Origin of the sequence: Aeromonas sp. DNRA1 (assembly GCF_963888745.1) — a bacterium.
GTDB classification, from domain to species: Bacteria; Pseudomonadota; Gammaproteobacteria; order Enterobacterales; family Aeromonadaceae; genus Aeromonas; species Aeromonas hydrophila.
In genome coordinates this window covers 131,024-155,555 of sequence record NZ_CAWPKQ010000004.1, presented here as the reverse complement: position 1 = coordinate 155,555, position 24,532 = coordinate 131,024, and the positions used below count along the sequence as shown (strand labels likewise).

At 62.9% G+C, this 24,532-nt stretch carries 24 protein-coding genes; 13 read left to right on the top strand and 11 right to left on the bottom strand.

Features of this window, described 5'->3' with window-relative positions; all coding sequences use genetic code 11:
- Positions 1-65 precede the first annotated feature (65 nt).
- A complete protein-coding gene (locus AACQ43_RS14320; RefSeq protein WP_017785025.1) occupies positions 66-941 on the bottom strand; it encodes a LysR family transcriptional regulator in 876 nt (291 codons plus the stop codon).
- Positions 942-1,068: 127 nt separating this feature from the next.
- On the opposite strand from AACQ43_RS14320, the gene AACQ43_RS14315 reads away from it, so the two are divergent.
- The 4 genes from AACQ43_RS14315 (at position 1,069) to AACQ43_RS14300 (ending at position 4,116) form a co-directional block, all read left to right on the top strand.
- Positions 1,069-1,470: a CidA/LrgA family protein gene (locus tag AACQ43_RS14315; protein ID WP_168967686.1), complete on the top strand. Its 402-nt coding sequence runs from the start codon at positions 1,069-1,071 to the stop codon at positions 1,468-1,470.
- Entirely contained in the window at positions 1,463-2,152 is a 690-nt protein-coding gene (locus AACQ43_RS14310) for an LrgB family protein (protein WP_024944703.1), read from the top strand. Before AACQ43_RS14315 ends, AACQ43_RS14310 begins: the two co-directional genes overlap by 8 nt.
- A gap of 96 nt (positions 2,153-2,248) precedes the next feature.
- A complete protein-coding gene (locus AACQ43_RS14305; RefSeq protein WP_168967685.1) occupies positions 2,249-3,163 on the top strand; it encodes a hypothetical protein in 915 nt (304 codons plus the stop codon).
- Positions 3,164-3,237: 74 nt separating this feature from the next.
- The gene (locus AACQ43_RS14300) at positions 3,238-4,116 is read left to right on the top strand and encodes a hypothetical protein (protein ID WP_168967684.1); all 879 of its coding nucleotides are present in this window, start codon (positions 3,238-3,240) and stop codon (positions 4,114-4,116) included.
- Between the two features lie 82 nt (positions 4,117-4,198).
- Here the strand turns inward: AACQ43_RS14300 and AACQ43_RS14295 are convergent, their stop codons facing one another.
- Positions 4,199-5,437, bottom strand: a complete 1,239-nt coding sequence (locus tag AACQ43_RS14295; protein ID WP_168967683.1) for a multifunctional CCA addition/repair protein — start codon at positions 5,435-5,437, stop codon at positions 4,199-4,201.
- A 259-nt stretch (positions 5,438-5,696) separates the two neighbouring features.
- Here AACQ43_RS14295 and exeA point away from each other — a divergent pair, with 259 nt between their 5' ends.
- The 5 genes from exeA to mltC all read left to right on the top strand — a co-directional run bounded on the left by exeA (position 5,697) and on the right by mltC (position 10,753).
- A complete protein-coding gene (exeA, locus tag AACQ43_RS14290; RefSeq protein ID WP_168967682.1) occupies positions 5,697-7,343 on the top strand; it encodes a type II secretion system protein ExeA in 1,647 nt (548 codons plus the stop codon).
- Complete coding sequence (gene exeB, locus AACQ43_RS14285) at positions 7,343-8,023, top strand: GspB family T2SS assembly factor variant ExeB (protein WP_168967681.1); 681 nt, start codon at positions 7,343-7,345, stop codon at positions 8,021-8,023. Before exeA ends, exeB begins: the two co-directional genes overlap by 1 nt.
- A 197-nt stretch (positions 8,024-8,220) precedes the next feature.
- Positions 8,221-9,282: an A/G-specific adenine glycosylase gene (mutY, locus tag AACQ43_RS14280; RefSeq protein ID WP_168967680.1), complete on the top strand. Its 1,062-nt coding sequence runs from the start codon at positions 8,221-8,223 to the stop codon at positions 9,280-9,282.
- An 8-nt stretch (positions 9,283-9,290) separates the two neighbouring features.
- The gene (locus tag AACQ43_RS14275; protein ID WP_005305420.1) at positions 9,291-9,563 is read left to right on the top strand and encodes an oxidative damage protection protein; all 273 of its coding nucleotides are present in this window, start codon (positions 9,291-9,293) and stop codon (positions 9,561-9,563) included.
- 89 nt (positions 9,564-9,652) lie between these two features.
- On the top strand, positions 9,653-10,753 hold the full coding sequence (gene mltC / locus AACQ43_RS14270) for a membrane-bound lytic murein transglycosylase MltC (RefSeq protein ID WP_005305423.1): 1,101 nt from the start codon (positions 9,653-9,655) through the stop codon (positions 10,751-10,753).
- A gap of 68 nt (positions 10,754-10,821) precedes the next feature.
- Here the strand turns inward: mltC and AACQ43_RS14265 are convergent, their stop codons facing one another.
- Entirely contained in the window at positions 10,822-11,202 is a 381-nt protein-coding gene (locus AACQ43_RS14265) for a YgiW/YdeI family stress tolerance OB fold protein (RefSeq protein WP_024944710.1), read from the bottom strand.
- 237 nt (positions 11,203-11,439) lie between these two features.
- Here AACQ43_RS14265 and AACQ43_RS14260 point away from each other — a divergent pair, with 237 nt between their 5' ends.
- Positions 11,440-12,456 carry an SGNH/GDSL hydrolase family protein gene (locus tag AACQ43_RS14260; RefSeq protein WP_168967679.1) on the top strand — a complete coding sequence of 339 codons (1,017 nt, stop codon included), beginning with the start codon at positions 11,440-11,442 and terminating at the stop codon, positions 12,454-12,456.
- Positions 12,457-12,515: 59 nt separating this feature from the next.
- On the opposite strand, the gene AACQ43_RS14255 is transcribed toward AACQ43_RS14260, so the two are convergent.
- Entirely contained in the window at positions 12,516-13,250 is a 735-nt protein-coding gene (locus AACQ43_RS14255; protein WP_168967678.1) for a substrate-binding periplasmic protein, read from the bottom strand.
- 232 nt (positions 13,251-13,482) lie between these two features.
- On the opposite strand from AACQ43_RS14255, the gene ompA reads away from it, so the two are divergent.
- Positions 13,483-14,541 carry a porin OmpA gene (ompA, locus tag AACQ43_RS14250; RefSeq protein ID WP_168967677.1) on the top strand — a complete coding sequence of 353 codons (1,059 nt, stop codon included), beginning with the start codon at positions 13,483-13,485 and terminating at the stop codon, positions 14,539-14,541.
- Between the two features lie 86 nt (positions 14,542-14,627).
- On the opposite strand, the gene AACQ43_RS14245 is transcribed toward ompA, so the two are convergent.
- The 3 genes from AACQ43_RS14245 to AACQ43_RS14235 are packed head-to-tail and all read right to left on the bottom strand — an operon-like array spanning position 14,628 to position 18,116.
- Entirely contained in the window at positions 14,628-15,197 is a 570-nt protein-coding gene (locus tag AACQ43_RS14245) for a PqiC family protein (RefSeq protein ID WP_029302114.1), read from the bottom strand.
- Positions 15,197-16,843 carry an intermembrane transport protein PqiB gene (pqiB, locus tag AACQ43_RS14240; protein ID WP_017409490.1) on the bottom strand — a complete coding sequence of 549 codons (1,647 nt, stop codon included), beginning with the start codon at positions 16,841-16,843 and terminating at the stop codon, positions 15,197-15,199. The genes AACQ43_RS14245 and pqiB overlap by 1 nt, the downstream gene beginning before the upstream one ends.
- Positions 16,836-18,116: a paraquat-inducible protein A gene (locus AACQ43_RS14235; protein ID WP_168967676.1), complete on the bottom strand. Its 1,281-nt coding sequence runs from the start codon at positions 18,114-18,116 to the stop codon at positions 16,836-16,838. Before AACQ43_RS14235 ends, pqiB begins: the two co-directional genes overlap by 8 nt.
- Before the next feature lie 177 nt (positions 18,117-18,293).
- Between AACQ43_RS14235 and hfq the strand changes: the two genes are divergently transcribed.
- Positions 18,294-18,656 carry an RNA chaperone Hfq gene (gene hfq, locus AACQ43_RS14230; protein ID WP_011707507.1) on the top strand — a complete coding sequence of 121 codons (363 nt, stop codon included), beginning with the start codon at positions 18,294-18,296 and terminating at the stop codon, positions 18,654-18,656.
- A 138-nt stretch (positions 18,657-18,794) separates the two neighbouring features.
- Here hfq and AACQ43_RS14225 read toward each other — a convergent pair whose 3' ends face one another.
- From AACQ43_RS14225 to dapA, 4 genes are all read right to left on the bottom strand, one after another.
- Positions 18,795-19,385, bottom strand: a complete 591-nt coding sequence (locus AACQ43_RS14225) for an HAD family hydrolase (protein WP_049046126.1) — start codon at positions 19,383-19,385, stop codon at positions 18,795-18,797.
- A gap of 65 nt (positions 19,386-19,450) precedes the next feature.
- Complete coding sequence (locus tag AACQ43_RS14220) at positions 19,451-20,554, bottom strand: EAL and HDOD domain-containing protein (RefSeq protein WP_168967675.1); 1,104 nt, start codon at positions 20,552-20,554, stop codon at positions 19,451-19,453.
- Between the two features lie 4 nt (positions 20,555-20,558).
- Positions 20,559-22,199 carry a GGDEF domain-containing protein gene (locus AACQ43_RS14215; protein ID WP_076361907.1) on the bottom strand — a complete coding sequence of 547 codons (1,641 nt, stop codon included), beginning with the start codon at positions 22,197-22,199 and terminating at the stop codon, positions 20,559-20,561.
- Between the two features lie 119 nt (positions 22,200-22,318).
- Complete coding sequence (gene dapA, locus AACQ43_RS14210) at positions 22,319-23,191, bottom strand: 4-hydroxy-tetrahydrodipicolinate synthase (protein WP_168967674.1); 873 nt, start codon at positions 23,189-23,191, stop codon at positions 22,319-22,321.
- Between the two features lie 280 nt (positions 23,192-23,471).
- Between dapA and rsmC the strand changes: the two genes are divergently transcribed.
- The gene (gene rsmC / locus AACQ43_RS14205; RefSeq protein WP_168967673.1) at positions 23,472-24,500 is read left to right on the top strand and encodes a 16S rRNA (guanine(1207)-N(2))-methyltransferase RsmC; all 1,029 of its coding nucleotides are present in this window, start codon (positions 23,472-23,474) and stop codon (positions 24,498-24,500) included.
- Positions 24,501-24,532: the final 32 nt, after the last annotated feature.

Sequence of the window (24,532 nt, the reverse complement as noted above, 5' to 3'; positions counted from 1 at the left end):
CGCGCTCCGTCCATACCTGCTTTATCGCCAGCGCTGAACCGGTAGCGAAACACCTGGAAAAGGTGTCAACGTGGCTCGCGGCAGAGCGCCAGCCAGGCCTCGGCGGTGCGGGAGAGGTAGCGTTCGCTCGGCCAGATCACCCCGAGCCGCCAGCTCAGCTCGGGCACCAGCGGCCTCAGCACCAGGCCGTCCGGCGCCAGCCGCCGGCAGATGGGCTCGGGCAGAAAGGCGACCCCCATGCCGCTGCGCACCATGGCGGTGAGAAAGTCCCACTGGCTGCTGCGCGCCGCCACCTGGGGCTCGAAGCCGGCCGCTCGGCACGCCTGCTCCAGCCGCTCGCTCAGGGTGAAGGCCTGGGTGTAGAGCAAGAAGGGCTCGTCGCAGAGCGCCTCCAGCCGGATTTCAGAACAATCCCGCCAGCGCGGCAGGTCGGGCAACACCACCTGGATCGGGTACTGGTCCAGCTCCAACGCACTGAGGGCCCCCCCCTCTTTGGTCGGCAGCATGGTGATGGCGAGATCCAGCTCCCCTTCCAGCACCGCCTGCTCGATGCGCCGGCCGCCGTACTCGACGATGGAGAGTTCGACCTTGGGGTAGCGACTGCGGTAGGCGCGGATCAGATCGGCATAGACGTGACCCACCATGGGCGGAATGCCGAGCGCCAGCCGGCCGAATTGCAGGCTCTGCAGATCGGCGAGTTCCGCCTCCAGCTGCTGCATCTCGGCCAGAATGGTCTGGGCCCGGTTGAACAGCACCCGGCCGCTGTCGGTCAGGGTGAAGCGGCGCCCCGCGCGGCTCAGCAGCGGCTGACCCAGCTCCTCCTCCATATTGCGGATCATCTTGCTGATGGTGGGCTGGGTGACGAACAGCTTCTCGGAGGCGCGGGTGAAGCTTTGTTCCCGCACCAGTTCGACAAAGTAACGCAGGGCGCGGATGTCCATGGCTCTCTCCTGGCGGACGGCAAAACCTGATCATGCCTCTTTGGCATGATTTTGATAATTTAAATTCATTTTTTGCAGGTTTGGCCTCTCTCTATACTGTGAGCAAGTTCACAGAAAGACCTAGATCATGAAAGCCCTCTGCATTCGCTGGTTCCAGACCCCCTTCCAAATCGCCCTGCTGGCCGCCATCTGGCTGCTGGCGGATCTGGCGGTACGTACCTTCCATCTGCCGCTGCCTGCCAACCTCACCGGCATGCTGGCACTGCTGGCCTTGATCCTGCTCGGCGTGGTCAAGACCCACTGGTTCAGCGCCGGCGCCCGCTGGTTGCTGGCCGAAATGCTGCTGTTCTTCGTGCCGGCGGTGGTGGCAGTGGTCAACTATCAGGATCTGCTGCTGCAGGAGGGATGCCGCATCATGGTGGTACTGCTGCTCAGCACCATACTGGTGCTCGGCACCACGGCGCTGGTGGTGGACCGGGTCTATCGCCTTGAGTTGAAACTGGCCCGCCGGAGTCGTCGTCATGTCTGATACCCTGCTCGGCCTGCTCTGCTTCGCCCTCACCCTGCTGTTCTACTACGCCAGCAAGTGGCTCTACGGCAAGAAGCGCATCCTGCCCTTGATGCCGCTGCTGCTGGCCCCCACCCTGCTGGTGGCGGTGGTGATGCTGTTCCACATCCCCTATCAGGACTACATGGCCGAATCTCACTGGCTGCTGTGGCTGCTGGGTCCGGCCACCGTCGCCTTCGCGGTGCCGGTCTACGAGAACCGCCAGCTCATTCGCCGCCACTGGCTGTCGCTGTCGGTAGGGGTCGTCGCCTCGGTGGTGATGGCCGTGGGCAGTACCGTGCTGCTGGCCCGCTGGCTCGATCTCTCCGACATGCTGCAGCGCAGTCTGGCGATGCGCTCCATCACCACTCCCTTTGCGGTGGAAGCGACCCGCGCCATCGGCGGCCAAACCGATCTCACCGCCCTGTTCGTGGTGCTGACCGGCGTCATCGGCATGGCCGTCGGCGAGAGTGTGCTCACCGTGCTGGCCATCCGCAGCCGGCTCGGCAAAGGGGCGGGGTTTGGTGCCTCGGCCCACGGCGCCGGCACTGCCAAGGCTTATCAGATGGGCAACGAGGAGGGGGTGGTCTCCAGCATGGTAATGATGATCGCCGGCATGGTGACTGTGCTGCTGGCCCCCCTGCTCGGCCAACTGTTCTGGTAACCAGTGCGTCGGTAAAAGCCGCGTTTCCCGGTCCCAGGACCCCAGCCTTGACGCCACAGCCGCTACACTCAACTCAATGTGACAGCAGTGAGCGGTATGATGAACCACAGAGTGATGATCCTCGGGCTGCTGGCCGGCAGCCTGTTCTTCTCCCCCCTTCTCTCGGCCCTGGACATAGTGACCCACGTCAGCCCGGAGAGTGAGCGGGACATGCGCACCCTCTATGGCCAGCAGCTGCTGCAGCTGGCGCTGGAAAAGACCCGCGACAGCTTCGGCGACTACGAGTTGCGTCCCGCCCCGCCCATGAGCCGGACCCGGCTGCGTCAGGTGTTGCAGTACAACCTCTACCCCAACCTGCTGGCGATTGACAGCTTCCCGCGCCCGGAGGGCAGCCACGACCTCGACTATGTCCGCTTTCCGGTGGATCTCGGCATCCTCGGCTATCGCATCTGCTTCGTCAGCCCCAAGCAGCAGCAAGCCGTGGCCCAGGTACGAGCTTTGCGCGACTTGCAGCAGTTCAGCCATGGGCAGGGCCGCGGCTGGCAGGATGCCGACATACTGCGCAGGGCCGGTTTCAAGGTACAGGAGGTGGAGGGATACGAGCGGCTGTTCAAGCTGGTGGTGCGCGGCCGGGTGGATCTGTTCTGCCGGGGAGCCAATGAGCTACTGACCGAGCTGGATACGCACCGGGATCTGGAAAAATTGACGGTCGACCAGCATCTGGCGCTCTACTACCCCTTCATCCACCTCTTCTACAGCCACAAGGACAACCAGCACGCCCTTCGCCGGGTCCAGGCCGGTCTGCAACTGGCTTGGCGGGACGGTTCACTGCAGGCGCTCTGGCTCAAGACCTTCAAGCCGGCGCTGGATTTTGCCAGGCTGGACCAGCGGCTGCTGTTCAGGCTGGACAACCCCTTGCTACGGGGGCTCGACTTCGATTACCAACCCTATCTTTACGATCCCCTCACCCAGCGCTTCGGGCCCGGCGAGCCGTCCAGCGGCAAGCAGTGACTCCGGCGGCTCCCGCCCGCAGCCGGGAGAGCCACTACACTCAGAGGAGTCTCACCCTTTCACAGGAGCTCACGATGCACTGGACCCCGCTGCTCGCCCTGCTGCTGGCACTGCCCGTGCTGGCCAGCCCGACCCTGTTCACCTACATGAGTCCGGAGAGCGAGCACGATCCCAGAAGCACCTATGATCGCGAGCTGCTGCGCCTGGCGCTGGAGAAGACCCGCGCCAGCCATGGCGACTACCGGATGCAGGCCGCGCCCCCCATGACCCTGGCCCGGATGTGGGTCAGCCTGCGCTTCAATGACTACCCCAACCTGTTCGCCATGGACAGCTACCGCTCCGACCGGGAGATGAACGGCATCGACTACGTGCGCTTTCCCATCCACCTCGGCATCGTCAGCTACCGCATCTGCTTCGTCAGCCCCGAGCAGCAGAGCGCCGTCGCCGGGGTGACCAGCCTGGAGGGGCTCAAGCGCTTCGACATCGGTCAGGGCAAGGGCTGGCTCGATGTGCAGATCCTGCAGCGGGCCGGTTTCAAGGTGCAGGAGGTGGAAGGCTACGAGCAGCTGTTCAAGATGGTGGCGCGCGGCCGTTTCGCACTCTTCTGCCGCGGGATCAACGAGTTGCCCCAGGAGAAGCTGAATCATAGGGATGTCCCCGGGCTGGTGATGGATGAGAACGTGGCGCTCTACTATCCGCTGCCCAGGGTCTTCTTCACCCACAACAGCAACCGGCAGGCCATCGCCCGGGTACAGCAGGGGCTCAAGGCCGCCTGGCGCGACGGCTCCCTGCAGGCGCTCTGGCTGAAGACCTTCAAACCCTCCCTGAGCTTCGCCCACCTCCATACCCGCCGGCTGTTCCGGCTGGAAAACCCCTACATCAAGGGGATCGACTTCAACTATCAGGCCTACTTCTACGACCCCGTTCAGGAACGCTTCGGCCCAGGTGAATAGCCGCTCGCAGTGCAGGCGCAGCAATGAAAAAGCCCGGGTCATTGACCCGGGCTTTATTGTCCATGCTTCGTCTCCTGCCTCGTCAATCCTCGAGGAAGGTCCACTCGTCGCGCACCCGGCTGATTGCGTCGAGCCGCCGCTTGGCCAGCTGCTCGCGAATAGCCTCCCCCTTGAACCCGGCCGCCACTATCTCCTGCACCGGCACGGCCTGGGCCGCCGCCAGCGCCTGCGCCACATAGTCGGGCTCGGCATAGACCCGCTCCTCGAAGCCGGTGCGGCCGTGGAAGTCGGCGCGGCAGGCGTCCAGCAACTGGGCAAAGCGCTCCGGCCTGCGCCAGGCATCGGCCTTGTCGAACACCTTGAGCAGGGTTGCGGGCTTGAGCTCGAAGGCGATGTGGATATGGGTGTGCAGGTCGCTCACCAACAGCGCCAGATCGCGGCACTCGTTCGGTACCCGGAACCGCTCGCAGAAATCGCGGATGAGCGGCAAGCCCTTCTGGCCGTGGCCGTGGTGGCTCGGCCAGAACTCCGGGGGGGTCAGCCCCTTGCCAAAGTCGTGGCACAGCGCCGCGAAGCGCACCGTCAGCTCGGGGGAAAGCCGGCAGGCCTGTGCCAGTACCATCATGGTGTGGATGCCGGTATCGATCTCCGGGTGCCACTTGGCGGGGGCAGGCACCCCGAACAGGGCATCCAGCTCGGGAAACAGCGCAGCTAGGGCGCCGCACTCGCGCAGCACCTCGAAGAATACCTGTGGGGTCGGTCCCAGCAATACCTTCTCCAGCTCCTTCCAGACTCGCTCCGGGGTCAGGTGAGCCAGCTCGCCGGCCTCGGTCATCTCGCGCATCAGCGCCAGCGTCTCGGGAGCCACCACGAAGCCCTGGGCGTGGAAGCGGGCGGCGAAGCGGGCCACCCGCAGAATGCGCAGCGGATCTTCGGCAAAGGCGGGGGAGACGTGGCGCAGCAGCCGTTGTTTCAGATCCTCGATGCCGCCATAGGGATCGTGCAGTTGCCCCGTATCATCCTCGGCGATGGCGTTGACGGTGAGATCCCGGCGCAGCAGATCCTGCTCCAGCGTCACCTCCGGCGAGGCGTGGCAGACGAAGCCGGTATAACCGCGCCCCTGCTTGCGCTCGGTGCGGGCCAGCGCGTACTCCTGCTGGGTCTTGGGGTGCAGGAACACGGGAAAATCGCGGCCCACCTGGGTAAAGCCCAGCGCCAGCATCTGTTCCACGGTCGCCCCGACCACCAGGTGATCCCTGTCGCCCTGCGGCAATCCCAGCAGGCGATCCCGCACTGCGCCCCCAACCAGATAAGTCTGCAAGCTGTGTCTCCCTTGATAAACCTGTCCCGATTATACCGGTTTGGCCGGTGGAGACTATGGCGGCCCCCATTCCCCGTCGGAGGGACGAGCCCATGACGGCCCAGTGAGAGGCAAAACGCCCCTCGCCAGCCAACCCGGCAGCGCCCTTTCTCCCGCCGGCAAATCAGGGGGCGCGCTGGCCCCCCTTATGGCATCCGGGTCTTTGACATCCCTTTGGGGAGGCTTTAACCTGCCGCCCATAACAACGGAATGGATCCTTATGTACACACAGTTCTTCGGTCTGTCGGAGCACCCGTTCTCCATCTCGCCCAATCCCAAATACCTCTACATGAGTGAACGCCACGGGGAAGCCCTCGCCCACCTCAACTACGGGTTGCAGGATGGGGGCGGCTTCGTGCTGCTGACCGGGGAAGTGGGCACCGGCAAGACCACCGTCTCCCGCTGCCTGTTGCAGCAGTTGCCGGCCGAGACCGAGATCGCCTACATCCTCAATCCATCCCTGACCGAACGAGATCTGCTGGCGGCCATCTGCGACGAGTTCCAGCTGGCCTATGGCCAGGATGCCGGCCTCAAGCAGCTGTTCGACCTCATTCGCGATCACCTGCTGGCCAATCTGGCAGCTGGCAAGCGCAGCGTGGTGCTGGTGGACGAAGCCCAGCACCTGCTGCCCGGCGTGCTGGAGCAGCTGCGCCTGCTCACCAACCTGGAGACCGACGAGAAGAAGCTGCTGCAGGTGGTGCTCATCGGCCAGCCCGAGCTGCAGCAGATGCTGCGCCAGCCCCTGCTGCGTCAGCTGGCCCAGCGCATCACCGCTCGCTACCACCTGCTGCCGCTCTCCTGCCAGGACGTGGACGCTTATGTCCGCTTTCGTCTGCAGGTGGCCGGCTGCGTGCAACCCATCTTCACCCCCAAAGCTATCCAGACCCTGCACCGCCTCTCCGGCGGTATCCCGCGCCTCATCAACCTCATCTGCGACCGCGCCCTGATCGCCGCCTTCGCCCGCGGCAGCCACAAGATAGTGCACGGCGACATCAGCCTGGCGGCCTTCGAGGTGAGCGGCATCCGCGACGAGGGCACCTGGCAGTCCGGCTTGATGGTGGCGCTGGTCGGTGCCTTGCTGGTTGCCACCGGCTGGTGGGGCTGGCAGTTCTTCGGTTTCTTCCCGACCCGCCCGGTAGTCACGGTGGAGGTGCCGGTCAAGGTGGACGACACCCCGGAGCAGCAGGAGCAGCTGACCCGCGCCATCAATCAGGCGCTGGAACCGGACAGCGCCATGCAGAATCTCTACAAGGTGTGGGGCTACCAGACCGAGCTGGAAGAGGCGACCTGCGACAACGCGCCGCGCGCCGGCCTACGCTGCCAGGAGGGCGAGGCTTCTCTGGCCGATCTGCAGGCCCTGCAGTATCCCGCCCTCGTCAGCCTGACCGACGAGACCGGCGGCACCTATTACGCCACTTTGGTCAACCTCGGGCCCGACAAGGCCAACCTGCTCATCGGCAACCAGAGCTGGCAGGTGGACAGACAGTGGCTGAGCGATTACTGGGGCGGCAGCTACACCCTGCTGTGGCGCATGCCCAAGGGGGGTGTCACCCTGATCGGCAACAACGCTGGCCCCAGCCAGGTGCAGTGGCTCGACAACGCCCTCAGCCGGGCCATGCAGCAGCCGGATCGCAAGGTCCGCCGCTTCGATGCCGAGCTCAAGACCAAGCTGCAGCAGTTCCAGCGCGCCCAGGGGCTGAACCCGGACGGCATCGCCGGCAGCAACACCCTGCTGCGCCTCAACGTGATGGCCGGCGAACCCATGCCGAAGCTGGAAGACCCAGCCCAGCGGGCCAGCAAGCCGGCCAAGCTGGATCCGGCAGAGGATGACGATGCCATCAACACACTGTCGGAGGAGGCTTCCTGATGTCCACCCTGCTCAAGGCGCTGCGGCGGGCCGACCAGCCCCAGTTCACCCCGCACATCCCGGCGATGGGGCTGCCGGTCAGCCAGGAAGAGGAACAACCCAGGCGCTGGATCTGGTGGCTGCTGGCCCCGCTGGCACTGGTGATGGGGGCCGCCGCCAACTACGGCTGGCATCTGCTCAACAACCGCCCCATCGAGAAGACGGTGGAGGTGAAGGAGGTGGTGACGCCGCCCTTCGTGCGCGTCGAGCCCAGGCCGATGATCACCCGTCCGCTGCCACCGCCGCCGCCCGAACCCGTGGTCATCCCCAAGGCCGATGCCCAACCCGCACCGGCACCCGCCGACAGCAGCCAGGGGCTGGCCGAGCGCATCCTCAATGCCCTCAACAACACCCCGTTGCAGCAGAGCACGCCACCGCAGGTGCCGGCCGAACTGCAGGCCACGCCGCTCAGCGCCCTGCCGCAGGCGCTCCGCCAGCAGGTGCCGCCGCTGGCCTACGGTGCCCACGTCTTCTCCTCCAACCCGGCCAACCGGGCCGTGACCCTGAACGGGCGCACCTACCGGGAAGGCAGCGAGGTCGCCCCCGGCGTCACCCTGCTCACCATCGCCCAGGATTACATCATCCTGCAGGTGGGCGGCCAGAACGTCAGCCTCAAGGCGCTGCAGGACTGGCTCGGCTGAAGCGCGCCCCTGCCAGCCCGAGACTGGCCACCATTTCAAGAGGGAGCCTGAGAGCTCCCCTTTTTAATCAATAACATGAGAACAACGTGAGCAATCCGATCAACACCATCTTCGCCAACCGGGCGTTGCACTGGTATCAGCGCCAAGACCGCTACACGTTAGTCAATTTAGTTTTAAATCAATAATATGAGCATAATGTGAACAACTCAGATAACGTGACCTTCGCCACCAGGATCCTGGACTGGTATCAGCTCCACGGCCGCAAGACCCTGCCCTGGCAACAGGAGAAGACCCCCTACCGGGTCTGGGTCTCGGAAATCATGCTGCAGCAGACCCAGGTCGCTACGGTCATTCCCTACTATCAGCGCTTTATGGCCCGCTTTCCCGACGTGCTGGCGCTGGCCGACGCCCCCATCGACGAAGTGCTGCACCACTGGACCGGGCTCGGCTATTACGCCCGCGCCCGCAACCTGCACAAGGCGGCCCAGCAGATCCGCGACCTCCATGGCGGCCTCTTCCCGGAGCGGCTGGAGGAGGTGATGGCGCTGCCGGGGATCGGCCGCTCCACCGCAGGCGCCGTGCTCTCCCTCTCCCTTGGCCAGCCCCACGCCATTCTGGATGGCAACGTGAAGCGGGTACTCACCCGCTGGCTGGCCCTGCCCGGCTGGCCCGGACAGAAGCAGGTGGAGAACGATCTGTGGGAGCTGGCCACTCGCCTCACCCCCAAGCTCGGGGTGGCCCACTACAACCAGGCCATGATGGACATGGGGGCTACCGTCTGCACCCGCAGCAAGCCCGCTTGCGAGCGCTGCCCGGTGCGGGAGGATTGCCAGGGGCTGTCGCAGGGCAACCCCACAGCCTACCCCAACAGCAAGCCCAAAAAGAGCATCCCGGCCCGTACCGGCATCATGCTGCTCATCCGCCACGGCGATCAGCTGCTGCTGGAGAAGCGGCCGCCGCAAGGGATCTGGGGCGGGCTCTACTGCTTCCCCCAGGTGGAGTCGGACACCGAAGTGGCGGGGCTGTTGCAGCGGCTCGGCCTGACCGGCAGCGAACCCCGTGAACTGGCCGGTTTTCGCCATACTTTCAGCCACTTTCACCTCGATATCCGGCCCATGCTGGTCGAAACCGACGCGCCGCCGGCCCCCCTGCTCATGGAAGCGGATAACCGACTCTGGTATAACTTACGCCATCCTGCAGAGGTGGGTCTGGCGGCTGCCACGGCCCGTCTGCTCGCCTATCCGGACTTACAACCATAGAGGTCAACATGAGCCGTACCGTATTTTGCCAGCGCCTGAAAAAAGAGGGCCCGGGTCTCGATTTCCAGCTCTACCCCGGTGAACTCGGCAAGCGCATTTTTGACAACATCAGCAAGGAAGCCTGGACCGAGTGGCAGAAGAAGCAGGTGATGCTGATCAACGAGAAGAAGTTGAACATGATGAACCTCGAGCATCGCCAGCTGCTGGAGAAAGAGATGGTGAACTACCTGTTCGAAGCGGGTGAAGTGGCCATCGACGGTTATACCCCGCCCAGCAAATAATCCGTGAACGGGGCCGGCACAGGCCGGCCCCGCCGACTCACGGCAACGACGGAAGTGACGGGCGGCCCGCCGCCCAGTTTGAGGACTCTATGGGCCGAATTTTCTGGCTGCTGTGCACCCTGCTGTTTCTCTCTGCCTGCTCATCCTCCCCCAAGCCCAATGGCAACGAGGATGATGATCTCGTCAACGGCAAGGACATCCGCGGTTTCGAACACATGATCAGCGCGCTCTCCCACAACGTGAACGAGATATGGGGGCGTGAGGCGCTGTTTGCGGGCAAGTTTGACTACGTCAAATACACGGATCAGTACAAGAGCCGGGCCCACATCGACTTCTCCAGCGGCCACATCATGGTCGAGACCGTCTCCGGCATCGACCCGCGCTCCCATCTGCGCCGCGCCATCATCGAGACCCTGCTTACCCCGGACGATCCGGCGGAAGTGGATCTTTACTCCGACGCCGAGATCCTGCCCGGCGGCGAGCCCTTCCTCTACGGCCAGGTGCTGGACAACCAGGGCCAGCCGATCCGCTTCGACTGGCGCGCCGAGCGCTATGCCGACTACCTGCTCAACACGGCGATGAAGAAGCGCACCCTCGGCATTCGCACCATCTTCTTCGTCGACATCCCCATGGTGGCCAACCACGAGGATCGACGGGGCTACAAGTACGCCAGCCTGATCCGGGAAGCCTCCCGTAAGTACGGGGTGGCCGAGAGTCTGATCTACGCGGTGATCAAGACCGAGAGCAGCTTCAACCCCTATGCGGTCAGCCATGCCAACGCCTACGGCCTAATGCAGGTTATCCCGGCCACCGCCGGACGGGACGTCTACGTGCGGGTCAAGGGCAAGAGTGGCCAGCCGACCCGGGAGGACCTGTTCAACCCGGCCTACAACATCGACGTCGGGACCGCCTACCTGCACCTGCTACAGACCGTCTATCTGGTGGATATCCAGGATCCGCGCTCGCGCCGCTACGCCGTCATATCCGCCTACAACGGCGGCGCCGGCGGGGTGCTCAACACCTTCTCCAGCGACCGCAAGGCGGCTCCCGGCATGATCAACCAGCTCTCGCCCGAGGCGGTGTACCAGATCCTGACCGAGCAGCACCCCAAGGCGGAAGCCAGACGCTATCTCTACAAGGTCAATCAGGCCGAGAAAGGCTTCAAGCGTACGCTGGCCCGTACCGGCTAAGCAGACCAACAGCAAAAGGGCGCCTCCATGGAGGCGCCCTTGTTACGTCTGGCGTAGGGGTTCAGGCCTTACTTGGCGATGAACCCGCCCTTGCTCTGCGGGGCGGCGCCCACCTTCTCCAGGCTCTCCACCTCTACTTCGGTCTTGTTCCAGCTGTGGTCCACCTCGCCACGGATGCGGATCAGATCGTCCGGGCCCACCTCGGTGCCGCGCCACACATCCTGATCCACCTCCACTTCCACCTCGCCACTGGCGTCGCGGAACAGGTAGTTCTCGCCGCCCAGGTGCTTGACCAGCTTCCCTTCCAGGGTGGCCCAGCTGTCATCGGCCAGATCCTTCAACTGCGCGACGGACACCTTGTTCTGCTCCTGCGGGCCGGTATAGGCCGCCATGGCGAAAGAAGAGATGGACATCAGGGTCAACAGACCGATTACGCTTGCCTTGTTCATTTCATGCTCCTGTCATTGGGTACGGGAGCAGTGTGCCGGCCGGTGCGTGAAACAAACGTGAAGCCTCCCCATCTGGGGGACAGCGGTGTGACCGTAATCGATTTAATCCATATCGCATACTGCGAAATTAAATTCGGCTAGATACCCTGCAATATGGCAAAACAGCTTCCCAGCACCTTTGCCTATCGAGGAACAGCCTGCAGGCACCACCTGCTTCCAACCAATGAGAACAACAAGATGAAGAAATGGTTTGTGTGTTTATTGGGACTCTTCGCGCTGACAGTTCAGGCAGCCGACAGTCGCCCCGCCTTCTCCCGGATCGTGATGTTTGGCGACAGCCTCTCCGATACCGGCAAGATGTACAGCAAGATGCGCGGTTACCTCCCCTCCAGCCCTCCCTACTATCAGGGCCGCTTCTCCAACGGGCCGGTCTGGCTGGAGCAGTTGACCAAGCAGTTCCCGGGGCTCACCATCGCCAACGAGGCGGAAGGGGGTGCCACTGCGGTGGCCTACAACAAGATCTCCTGGAATCCCAAGTATCAGGTCATCAACAACCTGGATTACGAGGTGACCCAGTTCCTGCAAAAGGACAGCTTCAAGCCCGATGATCTGGTGATCCTCTGGGTCGGTGCCAACGATTACCTGGCCTATGGCTGGAACACCGAGCAGGATGCCAAGCGGGTGCGCGACGCCATCAGCGATGCGGCCAACCGCATGGTATTGAACGGCGCCAAGCAGATTCTGTTGTTCAACCTGCCGGATCTGGGCCAGAACCCCTCGGCCCGCAGCCAGAAAGTGGTCGAGGCGGCCAGCCATGTCTCCGCCTACCATAACCAGCTGCTGCTGAACCTGGCACGCCAGCTGGCCCCCACCGGTATCGTCAAGCTGTTCGAGATCGACAAGCAGTTCGCCGAGATGCTGCGCGAGCCGCAGAACTTCGGCCTGAGCGACACCGAGAACGCCTGCTACGGCGGCGGCTATGTGTGGAAGCCGTTTGCCTCCCGCAGTGCAGCCAGCGTCGCCAGTGACAGCAGCCTCTCTGCCTTCAACCCGCAGGAGCGGCTCGCCATCGCCGGCAACCCGCTGCTGGCCCAGGCCGTTGCCAGCCCCATGGTGCGGCGCAGCGCCAGCACCCTCGACTGCGAAGGCAAGATGTTCTGGGATCAGGTGCACCCCACCACCGTCGTGCACGCCGCCCTGAGCGAGCAGGCCGGCTCCTTCATCGAGACTCAATACGAGTTCCTCCCCCACTGATGAAAAAGGGCCGACGACAGTCGGCCCTTTTTGTTGTGCGGCTCCGGCAGGCCCACCGCTCAGCGGTAGCGCTTTATGATGCCATCGTAGATGCCGTTCTGCTTGATGGTGGCCAGCGCCTCCTGCAGCCGCTTGATCACCTCGGGCGACGTCTTCAGACTCGCCGCCACGTACAGATCGCCCCCGGTAAAATCTTCGATGTCGTGCACTATCTTGAGAGACTCCGGCCCATAGCCAGCCTGGCGCGCGTAGTAGTTGGCCGTCTCCTGCGATACCGGCCAGAGATCGATGCGCCCCATCAGCAGTTTGAGCATGTTGGCCTCGTGGTTGTTGTTGCGCTGCAGGTTGGAGAACTTGCGACCGATCAGGTACTGCTCCAGCGCGTCGTTGCGCACCGTACCGATGGACCAGGTCCGCGCCTGCGACAGCTGGCTGAACGGCTTGATGTCGTCCCGCTTGGCCAGGGCGAAGACGTGAAAATTGATGCGCGCTATCACCCCGATCCACTGGAACTGCGCCTCGCGCTCGGGGAAGCGGCTGATGCTGTAGATGAGCACGTTGGGGCGGCTGCGCGCCAGCGAGATGGCCCGTGCCCAGGGGTAGATGTCCAGCGTGTATTCGAAGCCGGCCTGCTCCAGCATGGCTTCCACCACCTCGGTGCCGAGCCCTTTGACGTCGGCCTCCTCCAGATAGTTGTAGGGTGCATAGTCCTCGGTCACCACCTGCAGAGTCTCGGACGCCCAACCCGGCGCCAGCCACAATGCCCAGCACAGCCATATCCATCTGATGTTCATGCCCACCTCGCAGCAAACTCGCCTCGGTTAACTATCGTGCTCCCTCGCCAGAGCGCAAATCACTGCGGCAAATTGCAGCAATAATAATCACATTATGTTTTATATCAGTTGGTTGAGAACCTGCTTAAAGCGACTACCCTTAATCTGTTGTGGCTGTGCTATAAGCCCCGACCCATAAGGAGAGGCGACCCTGTCCACCTCCCCCCACAATATGAAATTGCAGAGGCTCAACATGAATAAAACACTGATTACCTTGCTGGTTTCAGGCTTGCTTGCGGCCAACGCCCAGGCAGCCGGACAAGACAATACCTGGTATGGCGGTGCCAAGCTGGGTTGGTCCAACTTCTATGGCGTCGATCACAACCAGGACATCAAGGACAACTACGCCATCAGCGAAGAGGACAAGAATGACGTCGGCGCCGGCGCCTTCCTCGGCTATCAAATCAACCAGAACCTCGGCGTCGAGCTCGGTTATGACTGGCTCGGCAAATACAAGTACACGGCGACCGACAAGCTGGTCCCCACCGACATCAGCCGGGACGAGCTCAAAGCCCAGCTGGCACAGATCACCCTGAAGATCGGCCTGCCGGTCAGCGAGAGCCTGGATCTCTATACCCGCCTCGGTGGCGCCTACGCCTGGACCGACAGCAAGCAGCTGGACAATGACAACGGCGCCGCCTTCGTCGGTGCCCTGGGCGCCGAATACGCCTTCAACCGCGACTGGGCTGCCCGTCTCGAGTACCAGTACACCACCCCGCTCGGCGACAAGGCGCTCGACAAGACCGGAGCCGAACTCGACAACGGCCTGCTGGCGGTCGGCGTGGTCTATCGCTTCGGTCAGGTAGCCCCCGTGGTAGCCGCGCCGGTGCCGGCCCCGGCGCCCGAGCCGGTGGTGGTCGACAAACAGTTCACCCTGAGCTCGGACGTACTGTTCGACTTCAACAAGGCTACCCTCAAACCGGCCGCCGGCCAGGCGCTGGATAACCTCTACAGCCAGATTGAGCAGGCCAGACCCAAGGATGGCGTCGCCACCGTGATCGGCTATACCGACCGCATCGGCTCCGATGCCTACAACCAGAAGCTCTCCGAGCAGCGTGCCCGGACCGTCGCCGACTATCTGGTAGGCAAGGGCCTGCCGGCAGGCAAGGTCAACGTGGAAGGTCGCGGCAAGGGCAATCCGGTCACCGGCGACAGCTGCACCAGCAAGTCCAAGAAAGAGCTGATCGTCTGCCTGGCACCGGATCGCCGGGTTGAGGTCAAGGTCGAAGGGATCTCGGAAGTTCAGCAGTGATCCTCAAGCGTGGCTGACAGCCACGAATGAAAAAACGGGAGGCCAAGGCCTCCCGTTTCATTTTGGGGCGCAGCATCGGTAAACCGTCAGGCGCCCTTGCGCACCTCTGCCGCAATCTGGTCGAGCAGTTGCTGCCAGCCAGCCCCCAGCTCGCTCACCAGAGTGCCGTAACCATCGGCCGGCAGCACCCGCACCTGCTGGAAGGGAACGTCACGCAATACCGTGCCCTCTTCGGTCAGCAGGCGCCAGCGGCCGCTCAGCACGGCACGACCGTCGTGGCGGCCCTGGAAGCGCTCCACCGAAATAGTCAGCACCGGCCCCTTGCGGGCACCGTCCTGCCGCACCACCCAGCCCGGCAAGCGGCTGGAGAGGCCGTTCAGAGTCAGCTGATCGAGCTGGGCATCCAGCGACCCCGCCCAGCGATGGTACTCGGCGAAGTGCAGCTCCTTGCCCTCCAGCTGATAGACCAGGCTCATCCGATCCAGCTGGCCGGACAGGGACACCGGCTTGAGCACCAGCTGGTGCTGCGGCTGAGCCACCACTGCAGTCGGTTGCTGCACCTCGGCGTCGAGGGAGTAGTAGTGGAGTTGCGTTGGCGCAGAACTGCAACCCGCCAGCAGGCCCAGCAAGGCCAGCGCCATCATCTGTTTCTTCATCATTGACCTCGCTTGGGCTCGGGATCACGGGGACGAGCCCGATCGAAAATCAACGAGCTCGGCTGCTCGTTGAGCGAATGCACCAGCGGCTGCAACTCGCGCATCAGCTGGTTGAGCGACTGCACCGACTGCCGCAGATCCTGATTGGTCTGGGAGTTGGCGTCATACTCCTGCAGTGTGCTCTGCAACTGCTTCAGGCTGTCGTTGAGGGACGCCGGCAACTGCTGGGTCGCACTCTGACCGGTGAACTTGTCCAGGTTGGCGCTCACCGCGCTGACGTTCTTCAGGGTCTGCTCCAGGGTCACCAGGGTGTGGTTGACCTGGTTCAGCGTCTTGGCGGTGTCCATATCGACGAACTTGTCGAGGATCTGGTTTACCTTGCGCTCAATCTGATCCAACCCAGCCTGCACGGTCGGGAACACCTGATAGCCCGCCAGCTTGGTGGGCTGGAACTTGGGCGCATCCGGATAGAAGTTGAGATCCACCACCTTGCCCCCGGTCAGCAGGCTGGAAGTCTTGAGCGTCGCCCGCAACCCCTCCTTGAACTGCCGGCCGAACAGCGCCCGCCACTGCTCCTTCTCCGCATTGGCATAGCGGTGGGAGAGGCGCTGCACCTCGATCCGCGCCAGTACCGGGATCTGCCGGCTCTGGAACATCTGTACCCCTTTCTCATCGATGAGATAGGGGGCCGAGATGACAGTGCCGACCCGGATGCCACGATACTCCACCGCAGCGCCCGGGTGCAGGCCGCCGACGCTGTCCTCGAACAGGAACACGTAGTCGATGAACTGATCCAGGCTACCGGCCAGTACGCTGGCCTGATCCTGAAACAGGGTGAAGTCGTCCATCTGCTTGACCGGCTCGCCGGGCGCCCAGCCGGGCGGCAGCCCCATGGTGATGCCGCCGTCCAGCAGGCTCTCCAGCGAATCCATCTTCACCTTCATCCCCTCGCTGCTCATGGAGACTTCGAAACCCGGGGTCATCCAGAAGCGGGAGTTGCTGCTCACCAGCACGTCATAGGGGGCGTTGATGAAGATCTGATACTGCATCTCGCTCTTCTCGGGCAGGAACTTCGCCTCTTCCACCTGGCCTATGGTGAAGCCCTGGTAGTTGATGGGCGAGCCGACCCCGAGCGCCCGGGTGTCGCGGCTGCTCAGCGATAATCGCAGCCCCTTGGCGTCCTGCGAGGCCAGTGGCGGCTTGTCCAGCATGGCGTACTCGTCGCGCGCCTTGCCCTTCTTGCCGGGTGCCAGTTCGATGTAGGCGCCGGAGAGCAGGGTACCGAGGCCGGAGACCCCCTCCCGACCGACTCTGGGCTTGACCACCCAGAACTGGCTGTCCTTCTTGAGCATGCCGGCGGCGGCGTTGGTCAAACGGGCCTTGAGCACCGCATGGCTGTAGTCCTCGCTGAGCTCCACCGCCTCGATGCGGCCCACTTCCACCTCGCGGGAGCGGATCACTGTCTTGCCCGCCACTATGCCTTCGGCCGTCGCCACCGTCAGGGTGAAGCTGGGACCTTGTGAATACCAGTGCTGGAACAGCATCCAGATCCCGATGAACAGCGCCAGCAGCGGCACCATCCAGATAGCGGCGGCCGAGCTCAGAAAATCAGAGCCGGGTTTCCACCTTTTCTTACGCTCACTCACGTTCGCGTTCTCCTTGTTGTAAATCCCAGATCAGGCGGGAATCGAAGCTCATGGCTGCCACCATGGTGATCAGCACCACACCCGCAAATGCGACGGCCGCAGGGCCCGGATAGATGGTCATCAGGTTGTCGAGCCGGATCAGGCCCGCCAGGATGGCCACCACGAAGACGTCGATCATCGACCAGCGTCCCACAAATTCAGTCATGCGATAAAGCTTGAGCTTGCCAAGGGGCGATGTCCCCTGGCCGCGCTGCACCATGTAGCAGAGCCACAGCAGCGCCAGGATCTTGACCAGCGGCACCACCACGCTGGCGAAAAAAATCACCGCGGCAATCGGATAGGAGCCCATGGCCCACAGCAGCACCACCCCGCCCAGAATGGTGGAGGGACTGTCATCCCCGAGGAAGACGGTATCCATGATGGGATAGAGGTTGGCCGGGATGTAGAGGATCACCGAGGTGAAGAGCAGCGCCCAGGTCCGGTTCAGCCCACCCGGTTTGCGGCTGTGCAGATGATCGCCGCACCGTTTGCAACTGTCGGCACCGACCTCGCTCAGGGCGCCGCAGATGTGGCAGCCCACCAGCCCGGAGGCCATGGCGCTGGCCTCGTCATCCTCCACCGTCAGTCCGTGCAGCTCGCTCGGCCCGAACAATCGTTTCCACAGCCACATCCGGTCCAGCGACGAGATCATCTTGATCAGTAGTACCGTGTAGCCGACGAAGGCCCAGAACGACAGGCCCATCTTGATGTCGGCCATTCCCATCAGCTTGACCAGCGAGATGAGCACCCCGATGAGGAACACATCCACCATCAGCCAGGGCTTGATCCGGCACAGCAGCCGGCCGAGGGAGCGCAGGGCGTTGCTGTGCAGATCCTTGTCGACCCGCCACAGCACCAGCATGATGGAACCGATATAGACCAGCGGCAAGCCGATCAGGGTCAGGCTCAACACGGCCCCGAGGAACAGATAGCCCTGATCCACCAGGGTGGTGATGCACTGCAGAAAGGTCATCTCCTGCCCCACCCCTTTGGCGGAGAAGGACATGAAGGTAAAGGAGTTGGAGAGCACGAACATGATGATGGCCGCAAAGCCGTAGGCGATGGGCCTGCGCTCCTGCTCCGGCAGATGGCGGCTCAGGGTGTGACCGCAACGCGGGCAACTGCTCGCCTCCCCCACGGCCAGCGTGGTGGCCGGCACCAGCAGGTCGCACTCTTCGCACGCGGTGGCGTCATGGGTATAGGTGGGTTGGTGTTGGTGTGAAACCGGATGCAAGATGAAACCCCAGCATGAGGCCCGCCACGGGGCCAGAGCCGCCAATTATTACAGCAGCGGCCCGCGCCGACCAGCCCTGTCGTTGCACCATCCGGGTCAGGTGTGAGAATGACTTTGACAAGCTAGTGACCATTTAGCACAATCAAACGCCACTTTTTTTCCGCGGGACAATAATTTATGACAACTGAATCCCCAAGCTACTCCACGATTGAGCAAGCCTTCTCCCTCGGGAACGGGCAAGATTCTGCCCTCAACTGGTTGCGCAAGAATCGCAGTCAGGTCGCCATCTTCCTGGTGAGCGGTATCAAGCTGGAGGGGACCATCAGCGGTTTCGACCAGTACAGCGTGCTGTTGACCGATGCCCACGGCAACCAGCAGCTGGTCTACAAGGCCAAGATTTCCACCATCGCCATGCACTCCGGCCGGCCGCAGGTCAGCATCCAGCGTGCCCGCAAACCCCGCGTCTCCATGGCGCCGCGCCCCCACGGCGCGCCCGGTCGTTATGACGACAACCAGGGCGGCGGTAGCAGCGAGCAGTAATGCACTTGCCTGAGTCACCCCTACGCCATTGCTGCGTCAAAGGGTGACCGAGTCCATTCTCATGTATCATGTCTGTCCCGTATGAGAATGGACTCCACTCTTCCTCCGAGTGGATCATCTGTTTTCTCTCTCTTCCCTTCAATACTGCAAGTCGACCGGTCTGCCATCCCTGACCATGCAGGTCTGCATCCCCGCAGCCTGACCGGCCTGCACACCGATCCCCGTATCCTCGAATACCAGACAGCCTGCCGGCTCGACAGCCAGTCGACGTGCGACCAGCAAAAACGTATCGGGATGGGGTTTGTGCAACTCCACATCGTCGGCGGTCACCACCACGGGGAAGTAGCGATCCAGCCCGGTGTTGCGCAGTACGGCTTCGGCATTGATGCGGGGCGAGCCGGTGCCAATCCCCATCGGGATGCGGCCATGATAGCGCTCAACCAGTTCCAGCATGGCCGGGAAGACGGTCGCCTTGTGCAGGTTGGCCACGTAGTGTTCGGTTTTGCAGCGGGTCACGATGAGCGGATCCAGGGCGATCTGCTGCTGCTCGGCCACCAGCAGGGCGATTTTGCGGCTCGGCATGCCGCCCAGCTCATAGAACCAGTCGGCATCGAAGTGAAAGCCAAATTCGCGGGCCGTGTGCGCCCAGGCGGCGAGGTGCAGCGGCATGGAGTCCACCAGGGTGCCGTCGAGGTCAAATACCAGGCCTTGAAATCCGGATAGGGTCATGTGCGGAGTCTGTCTCTGAACAAAGGGCCCCCATTCTAGCCAGAGCCATCTTTGCTCGCCACGACCTAGGTGGCGAGAAACGCTTGCCCCCACATTTGTGCCTGAAAATAGATGGGTGTCAGTCTGGCGGGCTCCAGCTGATAAGTGGGCGCCAGCTGGGCCAGCAAGGGCCAATCCCCCTGTTCATAGCTCTTCACCAGCTGGAACAGATGAAAGAGCGGCCCCTCGCGAGACTCCAACGCCCGTCTCACGTCCTTGGGCAGGTGGGCCTTGAGCTGCTCGGAGAGCAGCGAACCATCCAGGACCAACCCCACCAGAAAGGCCCAGCTGGCAGCCGCCTTGCCGAGCGCATTCAGGGCGATCAGCTCGCAGAATCGGCCGCGGGCGATGGCCATGCGGGTGCAGGCCTCCGGCATGTGTTGGCTGACCCTGGCCAGCCCGTAGATGAGCACGAACTTGCGGATCTCCTGCTCCCCCAGATAGGAGAGCGCCCGGGTGACCGAGACGATGGGGCTGACGTGATCGAAACCGGGAGCGTTGACATAGCTCAGCAGCTGCCCCGGCAGCCAGGCATCCTGCTCCAGCAGGGTGGCCACCCGGGCGAAGGAGAACTCCTCCCGGCAGATCAGCTGGAGTATCTCCTGCACCAGCTTCATGTCCGGCTGGGCGGCGCGCTGGTTGACCAGCTCGGGACGGGCGAGAAAACCGCCGGCGAAGAAGTCGACACCCGCCTCCTTGAGCGGCAGGAAGTCTCCCCAGGTCTCGATGTCGAGCGCCATCCGCTTGTGCTCGGTCGGCTGGCGGATCCCCTCTTCGCCCATCCAGAACACCAGCAGCCGGGAGGCGTTGAACCAGCGCGGCTCGCGCTGGGCACCGTGCACAGCCAACCGGCGCCGGTAGTCGCGCCACTGCTCCAACACGGGGAAGGAGGCGGGCAACCGATCGGCCGAAGCCTCGACCAGCGGTATGGTGTCCTGATCGAACAGCAGGGGGCGCAGTTCATCGAGCTGCTGGTGGGTGAAGGGCAGCAGGTATTGCCGCCCCTGTGCCAGCAGCCGGCACTGGGCCGCCAGCAGCGTCCATTCAGACGGGTCGGCAAGCTGGTAGTCGATGCCATAGGCGACGAGGGCGAGGCGGCGGTTGAAGATGGGATAGCGACGTAACAACATGGGCTCACCGATAGGCTAGCGTACACGCCCTCCCCTGCGATTTGGCATGATAGAGCGCCTGATCAGCCTGTTCGGTCAGGCTCTGCCATGTTCCATCCAGCGAGGGAACCAGATAGCTAAAGCCTATGCTAACCGTAATGAAATCAGCAACTCGGGAGGCCGGATGCGGGATCTTTAATTCGCTGAGCCCCTGGTGAATCTGTTCCGCCAATCGCTCCGCTTCGCCGGGTTGCGGACCACACAACAGGATCACGAACTCTTCGCCACCGTAGCGTGCCACCAGGTTGGTGCGCCGCCGCTCCGCCTCTTGCAGCAGACGGGCCACCTGTTGCAGACATTGGTCCCCCTTGGCGTGACCAAAGTGATCGTTGTAGGACTTGAACTCATCCACATCGATCATCAGCACCGCCAGCAGGTTTTGATGACGGCGCGCCCACTCCCACTCCCGCTGCATGGTGAGATCCCAGTGGCGGCGGTTGGCAATGCCGGTCAGCGGGTCCTCCAGCGACAACAGCGACAGGCGCTTGTTGGCCTCCTCCAGTGCCCGGTTGGTCTCCGCCAGCTGCATGGTACGCTCACTGACCCGCTGCTCCAGTTCACGATTGAACCGTTCAAGCGCTTCCTGGGTGCGCTGGCGGATCAACAACTGGGAGAGCATGGCCGCATATTGCTTGAAGATCTCGCTCTGATAGGCCTTGAGCGGTCGACGCCACAGCAGGTTGTCAGCCGCAATCCAGCCGATCGGGGTTGCGCCGTCCCACAGCGACACCATGGCGTTCCAGCCGCGACCCACCTCCTGCTTTTCGTAGTAGAGCGGTGCATCTTCCAGCACCAGCACATAGTCTTTGCGGCGCAGCGCCTCCTGCACCGTGGGGTGATCCGGAATCGGACTGATGAAGTGGTGCTCGTCGATCAGCTCGCCCGCCTCGTTGGTACCCCAGGTGCCGTGCATGGTCTTGAATTCAGCGTCGACCAGGAAGATGGCGATGCGATCAAACTGCAGCTCCTGGCGGGCCAGCACCACAGCCTCGCGCAACAGTTGATGCTCGCTGTCGCAGCGGGAGAGTTGAACCCCCACCTGATGCAACGCCTGCAGCATGCTGAGGAAGGAGCCTTGCAGCGCCTGGCTGCGAATAAGGTCGGCCTGGGTATGGAGTCGTTGATCCCGTTCCAGATCGATCTGGCTGGCGAGCAACCGGCTCTCCAGCTCGGCGGCAAGATAGTGCATCAACAACTGAATGCTCTGTTGCTGGCGACGGGAGAGGCGATCTAGGCGACGGCGGGTCTCCAAATAGACCACCGCCTCCAGCCCCTTGGGACGCTTGAGCGGGAAACAGGCGCGCAGCCGTGTTGTCTGCGGCTCAACCGTCTCCCAGATATCGTGAGGGTGGGCTAGCTGCTCCACCACCAGCTGCCCCTTGTCGAGGGCATGTTCGATGAAAACGATTGGCAGCTGGAGCGTAACAAGGGCGTCGGCAGTCAGGCTGACCAGCCCCTGTTCTAGCTGAAAGCTATATAGCTGGGACTCGGGTGCCCGCAGCCACAAGTAGATCTGTTCCGCTTCGGTTTTTTCCCTGACTGCCGCCAGCGTCACTTCACAGAGATGTTCAAAACTGGTGAAGTGCTCTGGATCCCATTCCTGCATGCCTGCCATCCTTGGTTGTACCCAAGCGAGTATATCGGCAAACTTTGCACTTTAATTGACTAGCCAGTCAAAAGCGCGATCCAGAGCCCACTTTTTATAACAGATTCAACGCCTGCATCTTATAACAGATTCAACGCCTGCATCGCGTCACGAATGCGGGTGCGCGTCGCCTCGGACAGCGGCATCACCGGCAGGCGGCACTCCTCGCTGCAAAAGCCCAGCAGGGAGACCGCATACTTGGCACCGGCGGGGCTCGGCTCGGCAAACATCGCCTGATGGAGCGGAATCAGCTTGTCTTGCAGTTCGCGCGCGGCTTGCCACTGGCCGGCCAGCGTGAGGTTCTGCACTTCAGCCACCAGCTTGGGCGCCACGTTGGCGGTCACCGAGATGCAGCCCTGACCGCCGCCGATGTTGTAGGCCACGGCGGTGGCATCTTCACCGGACAGCCAGGCAAACGGCTTCTTGATCAGCTGGCGTTCGGTCCAGGGGCGGGCCAGATCGCCGGTGGCGTCTTTCACCCCGGCAATGCGCGGCAGCTCGGCCAGTCGGGCCAGGGTGGCCGGCTGCACGTCGACGATGGCGCGCGGCGGGATGTTGTAGACGATGATCGGCTTGCTGGTGGCGTCGTGCACCGCCTTGAAGTGGTGGTAGAGTCCCTCCTGATTGGGGCGGTTGTAGTAACCGGCCACATGCAGGGTGGCATCGGCCCCCGCCTGCTCGGCGTGACGGGTGTACTCGATCGCCTCGACCGGGTTGTTGGAGCCGGCCCCGGCGATCACCGGAATGCGCCCCGCCACCAGCTTGACCACCAGCTCCACCACCCGGCAGTGCTCGTCATGGGTCAGGGTCGGGCTCTCGCCCGTGGTGCCCACCGGCACTATGCCGTGGGTACCCTGCTCGATATGCCACTCCACCAGACGCGCCAGCGCTTCTTCATCCAGCTTGCCCTGTTGAAAGGGGGTGATAAGGGCGACGATTGAACCTTTGAACATGGAATTTCCTTCTCCGTTGACTCATGAATGTGGCAATAAAAAACCCCGGTACGATGTGCGCAACCGGGGTTTGAATCTGCTCAGGGATGAGAGGTTACGCGCGAACGTCGGCAGGCCCGAATGTCAGGCTTTTTTTATGCTTTCGTTTCAACCCGTTGAACCGCATTGCGTCATCTCTGCTCAAAAAATGGTGTCTGGGCATATTTCGGGAACACGGCATAAATGTCAAGGCGAAAGCGGCTATGTATAATGGCCGCCCAAAATTGCGTGGAGAGACCCGATGAGCAGCCCGATCAGTGCCGTCAGCCAGATGCTGGAACGAAACCAAGCCCTCTTTGTCGGCAAGCGGCTGCTGGTGTGCGGCGCGCTGGAGGATGACTATCCCCGCCAGCTGGCTACCCTGGCCCACTCCCTTACCGTCTTTACCACAGATTACTGCTACTACCGCAGCCAGCAGGCCGCGCTGGGGGATACCATCCTGTTCGACCATCAGCTCGGCGGCGCCCCCCGTTTCGATGCCCTGCTGCTGCTGATGCCCAAGGCCAAGGCCGAGGCCCAGTATCTGCTGGCCATGGTGACTCCGCTGCTGGAAGCCGGTGCCGAGCTGTTCCTCGCCGGTGAAAACCGCGGCGGCATCAATGGGGCCGACAAGCTGCTGGCCCCCTATGGCGACAAGCCGGTCAAGCGCGACTCGGCCCGCCGCAGCTCCCTCTATCACGGCGAGCTGAGCAAACCGGTCGAACCGTTCGAGCTGGATAGCTGGTTTGGTCGCTATCAATGCAAGGCCGGCGAGACCGAACTGACCGTGCTGGCCCTGCCCGGCGTGTTCAGTGCATCCGAACTGGATCTGGGCAGCCAGATGCTGCTGGCCAGCCTGCCGGCCATGCAGGGAGCGCTGCTCGATTTCGGTTGCGGCGCCGGTGTCATTGGCTCGGTGCTGGCCAAGCGCAATCCCGAACTCAAGGTCACCATGGTGGATATCAACGCGCTGGCGCTGGAGTCCAGCCGCCGCACTCTGGCCATCAACGGCCTGCAGGGCGAGGTGCGGGCATCAGACGTCTATTCCGACATCCAGGGAAAATTTGACCGGATCGTCTCCAACCCGCCGTTCCACGCCGGCCTCAAGACCTTCTACGCGGCCACCGAGACCTTCCTGGCCAAGGCACCGGATCATCTGCAGTCCCAGGGCTCGCTGACGATAGTTGCCAACGCCTTCCTGCGATATCAGCCTATACTGGAGACGCACTTCAAACGGACTGAAGTGATCAGCAGCGATGCCAAATTCAAGGTCTATCTGAGCAAAGTGTAAATAAGTGTAACCAGTCACCGGAAACAGGTAGA

Bases quoted from the DNA above. Each gene is read 5' to 3' on its own strand.
- AACQ43_RS14320 (WP_017785025.1), bottom strand. From the start codon at position 941: ATGGACATCCGCGCCCTGCGTTACTTTGTCGAACTGGTGCGGGAACAA.
- AACQ43_RS14315 (WP_168967686.1), top strand. From the start codon at position 1,069: ATGAAAGCCCTCTGCATTCGCTGGTTCCAGACCCCCTTCCAAATCGCC.
- AACQ43_RS14310 (WP_024944703.1), top strand. From the start codon at position 1,463: ATGTCTGATACCCTGCTCGGCCTGCTCTGCTTCGCCCTCACCCTGCTG.
- AACQ43_RS14305 (WP_168967685.1), top strand. From the start codon at position 2,249: ATGATGAACCACAGAGTGATGATCCTCGGGCTGCTGGCCGGCAGCCTG.
- AACQ43_RS14300 (WP_168967684.1), top strand. From the start codon at position 3,238: ATGCACTGGACCCCGCTGCTCGCCCTGCTGCTGGCACTGCCCGTGCTG.
- exeA (WP_168967682.1), top strand. From the start codon at position 5,697: ATGTACACACAGTTCTTCGGTCTGTCGGAGCACCCGTTCTCCATCTCG.
- exeB (WP_168967681.1), top strand. From the start codon at position 7,343: ATGTCCACCCTGCTCAAGGCGCTGCGGCGGGCCGACCAGCCCCAGTTC.
- AACQ43_RS14275 (WP_005305420.1), top strand. From the start codon at position 9,291: ATGAGCCGTACCGTATTTTGCCAGCGCCTGAAAAAAGAGGGCCCGGGT.
- mltC (WP_005305423.1), top strand. From the start codon at position 9,653: ATGGGCCGAATTTTCTGGCTGCTGTGCACCCTGCTGTTTCTCTCTGCC.
- AACQ43_RS14265 (WP_024944710.1), bottom strand. From the start codon at position 11,202: ATGAACAAGGCAAGCGTAATCGGTCTGTTGACCCTGATGTCCATCTCT.
- AACQ43_RS14260 (WP_168967679.1), top strand. From the start codon at position 11,440: ATGAAGAAATGGTTTGTGTGTTTATTGGGACTCTTCGCGCTGACAGTT.
- AACQ43_RS14255 (WP_168967678.1), bottom strand. From the start codon at position 13,250: ATGAACATCAGATGGATATGGCTGTGCTGGGCATTGTGGCTGGCGCCG.
- ompA (WP_168967677.1), top strand. From the start codon at position 13,483: ATGAATAAAACACTGATTACCTTGCTGGTTTCAGGCTTGCTTGCGGCC.
- AACQ43_RS14245 (WP_029302114.1), bottom strand. From the start codon at position 15,197: ATGAAGAAACAGATGATGGCGCTGGCCTTGCTGGGCCTGCTGGCGGGT.
- hfq (WP_011707507.1), top strand. From the start codon at position 18,294: ATGACAACTGAATCCCCAAGCTACTCCACGATTGAGCAAGCCTTCTCC.
- AACQ43_RS14225 (WP_049046126.1), bottom strand. From the start codon at position 19,385: ATGACCCTATCCGGATTTCAAGGCCTGGTATTTGACCTCGACGGCACC.
- AACQ43_RS14220 (WP_168967675.1), bottom strand. From the start codon at position 20,554: ATGTTGTTACGTCGCTATCCCATCTTCAACCGCCGCCTCGCCCTCGTC.
- AACQ43_RS14215 (WP_076361907.1), bottom strand. From the start codon at position 22,199: ATGCAGGAATGGGATCCAGAGCACTTCACCAGTTTTGAACATCTCTGT.
- dapA (WP_168967674.1), bottom strand. From the start codon at position 23,191: ATGTTCAAAGGTTCAATCGTCGCCCTTATCACCCCCTTTCAACAGGGC.
- rsmC (WP_168967673.1), top strand. From the start codon at position 23,472: ATGAGCAGCCCGATCAGTGCCGTCAGCCAGATGCTGGAACGAAACCAA.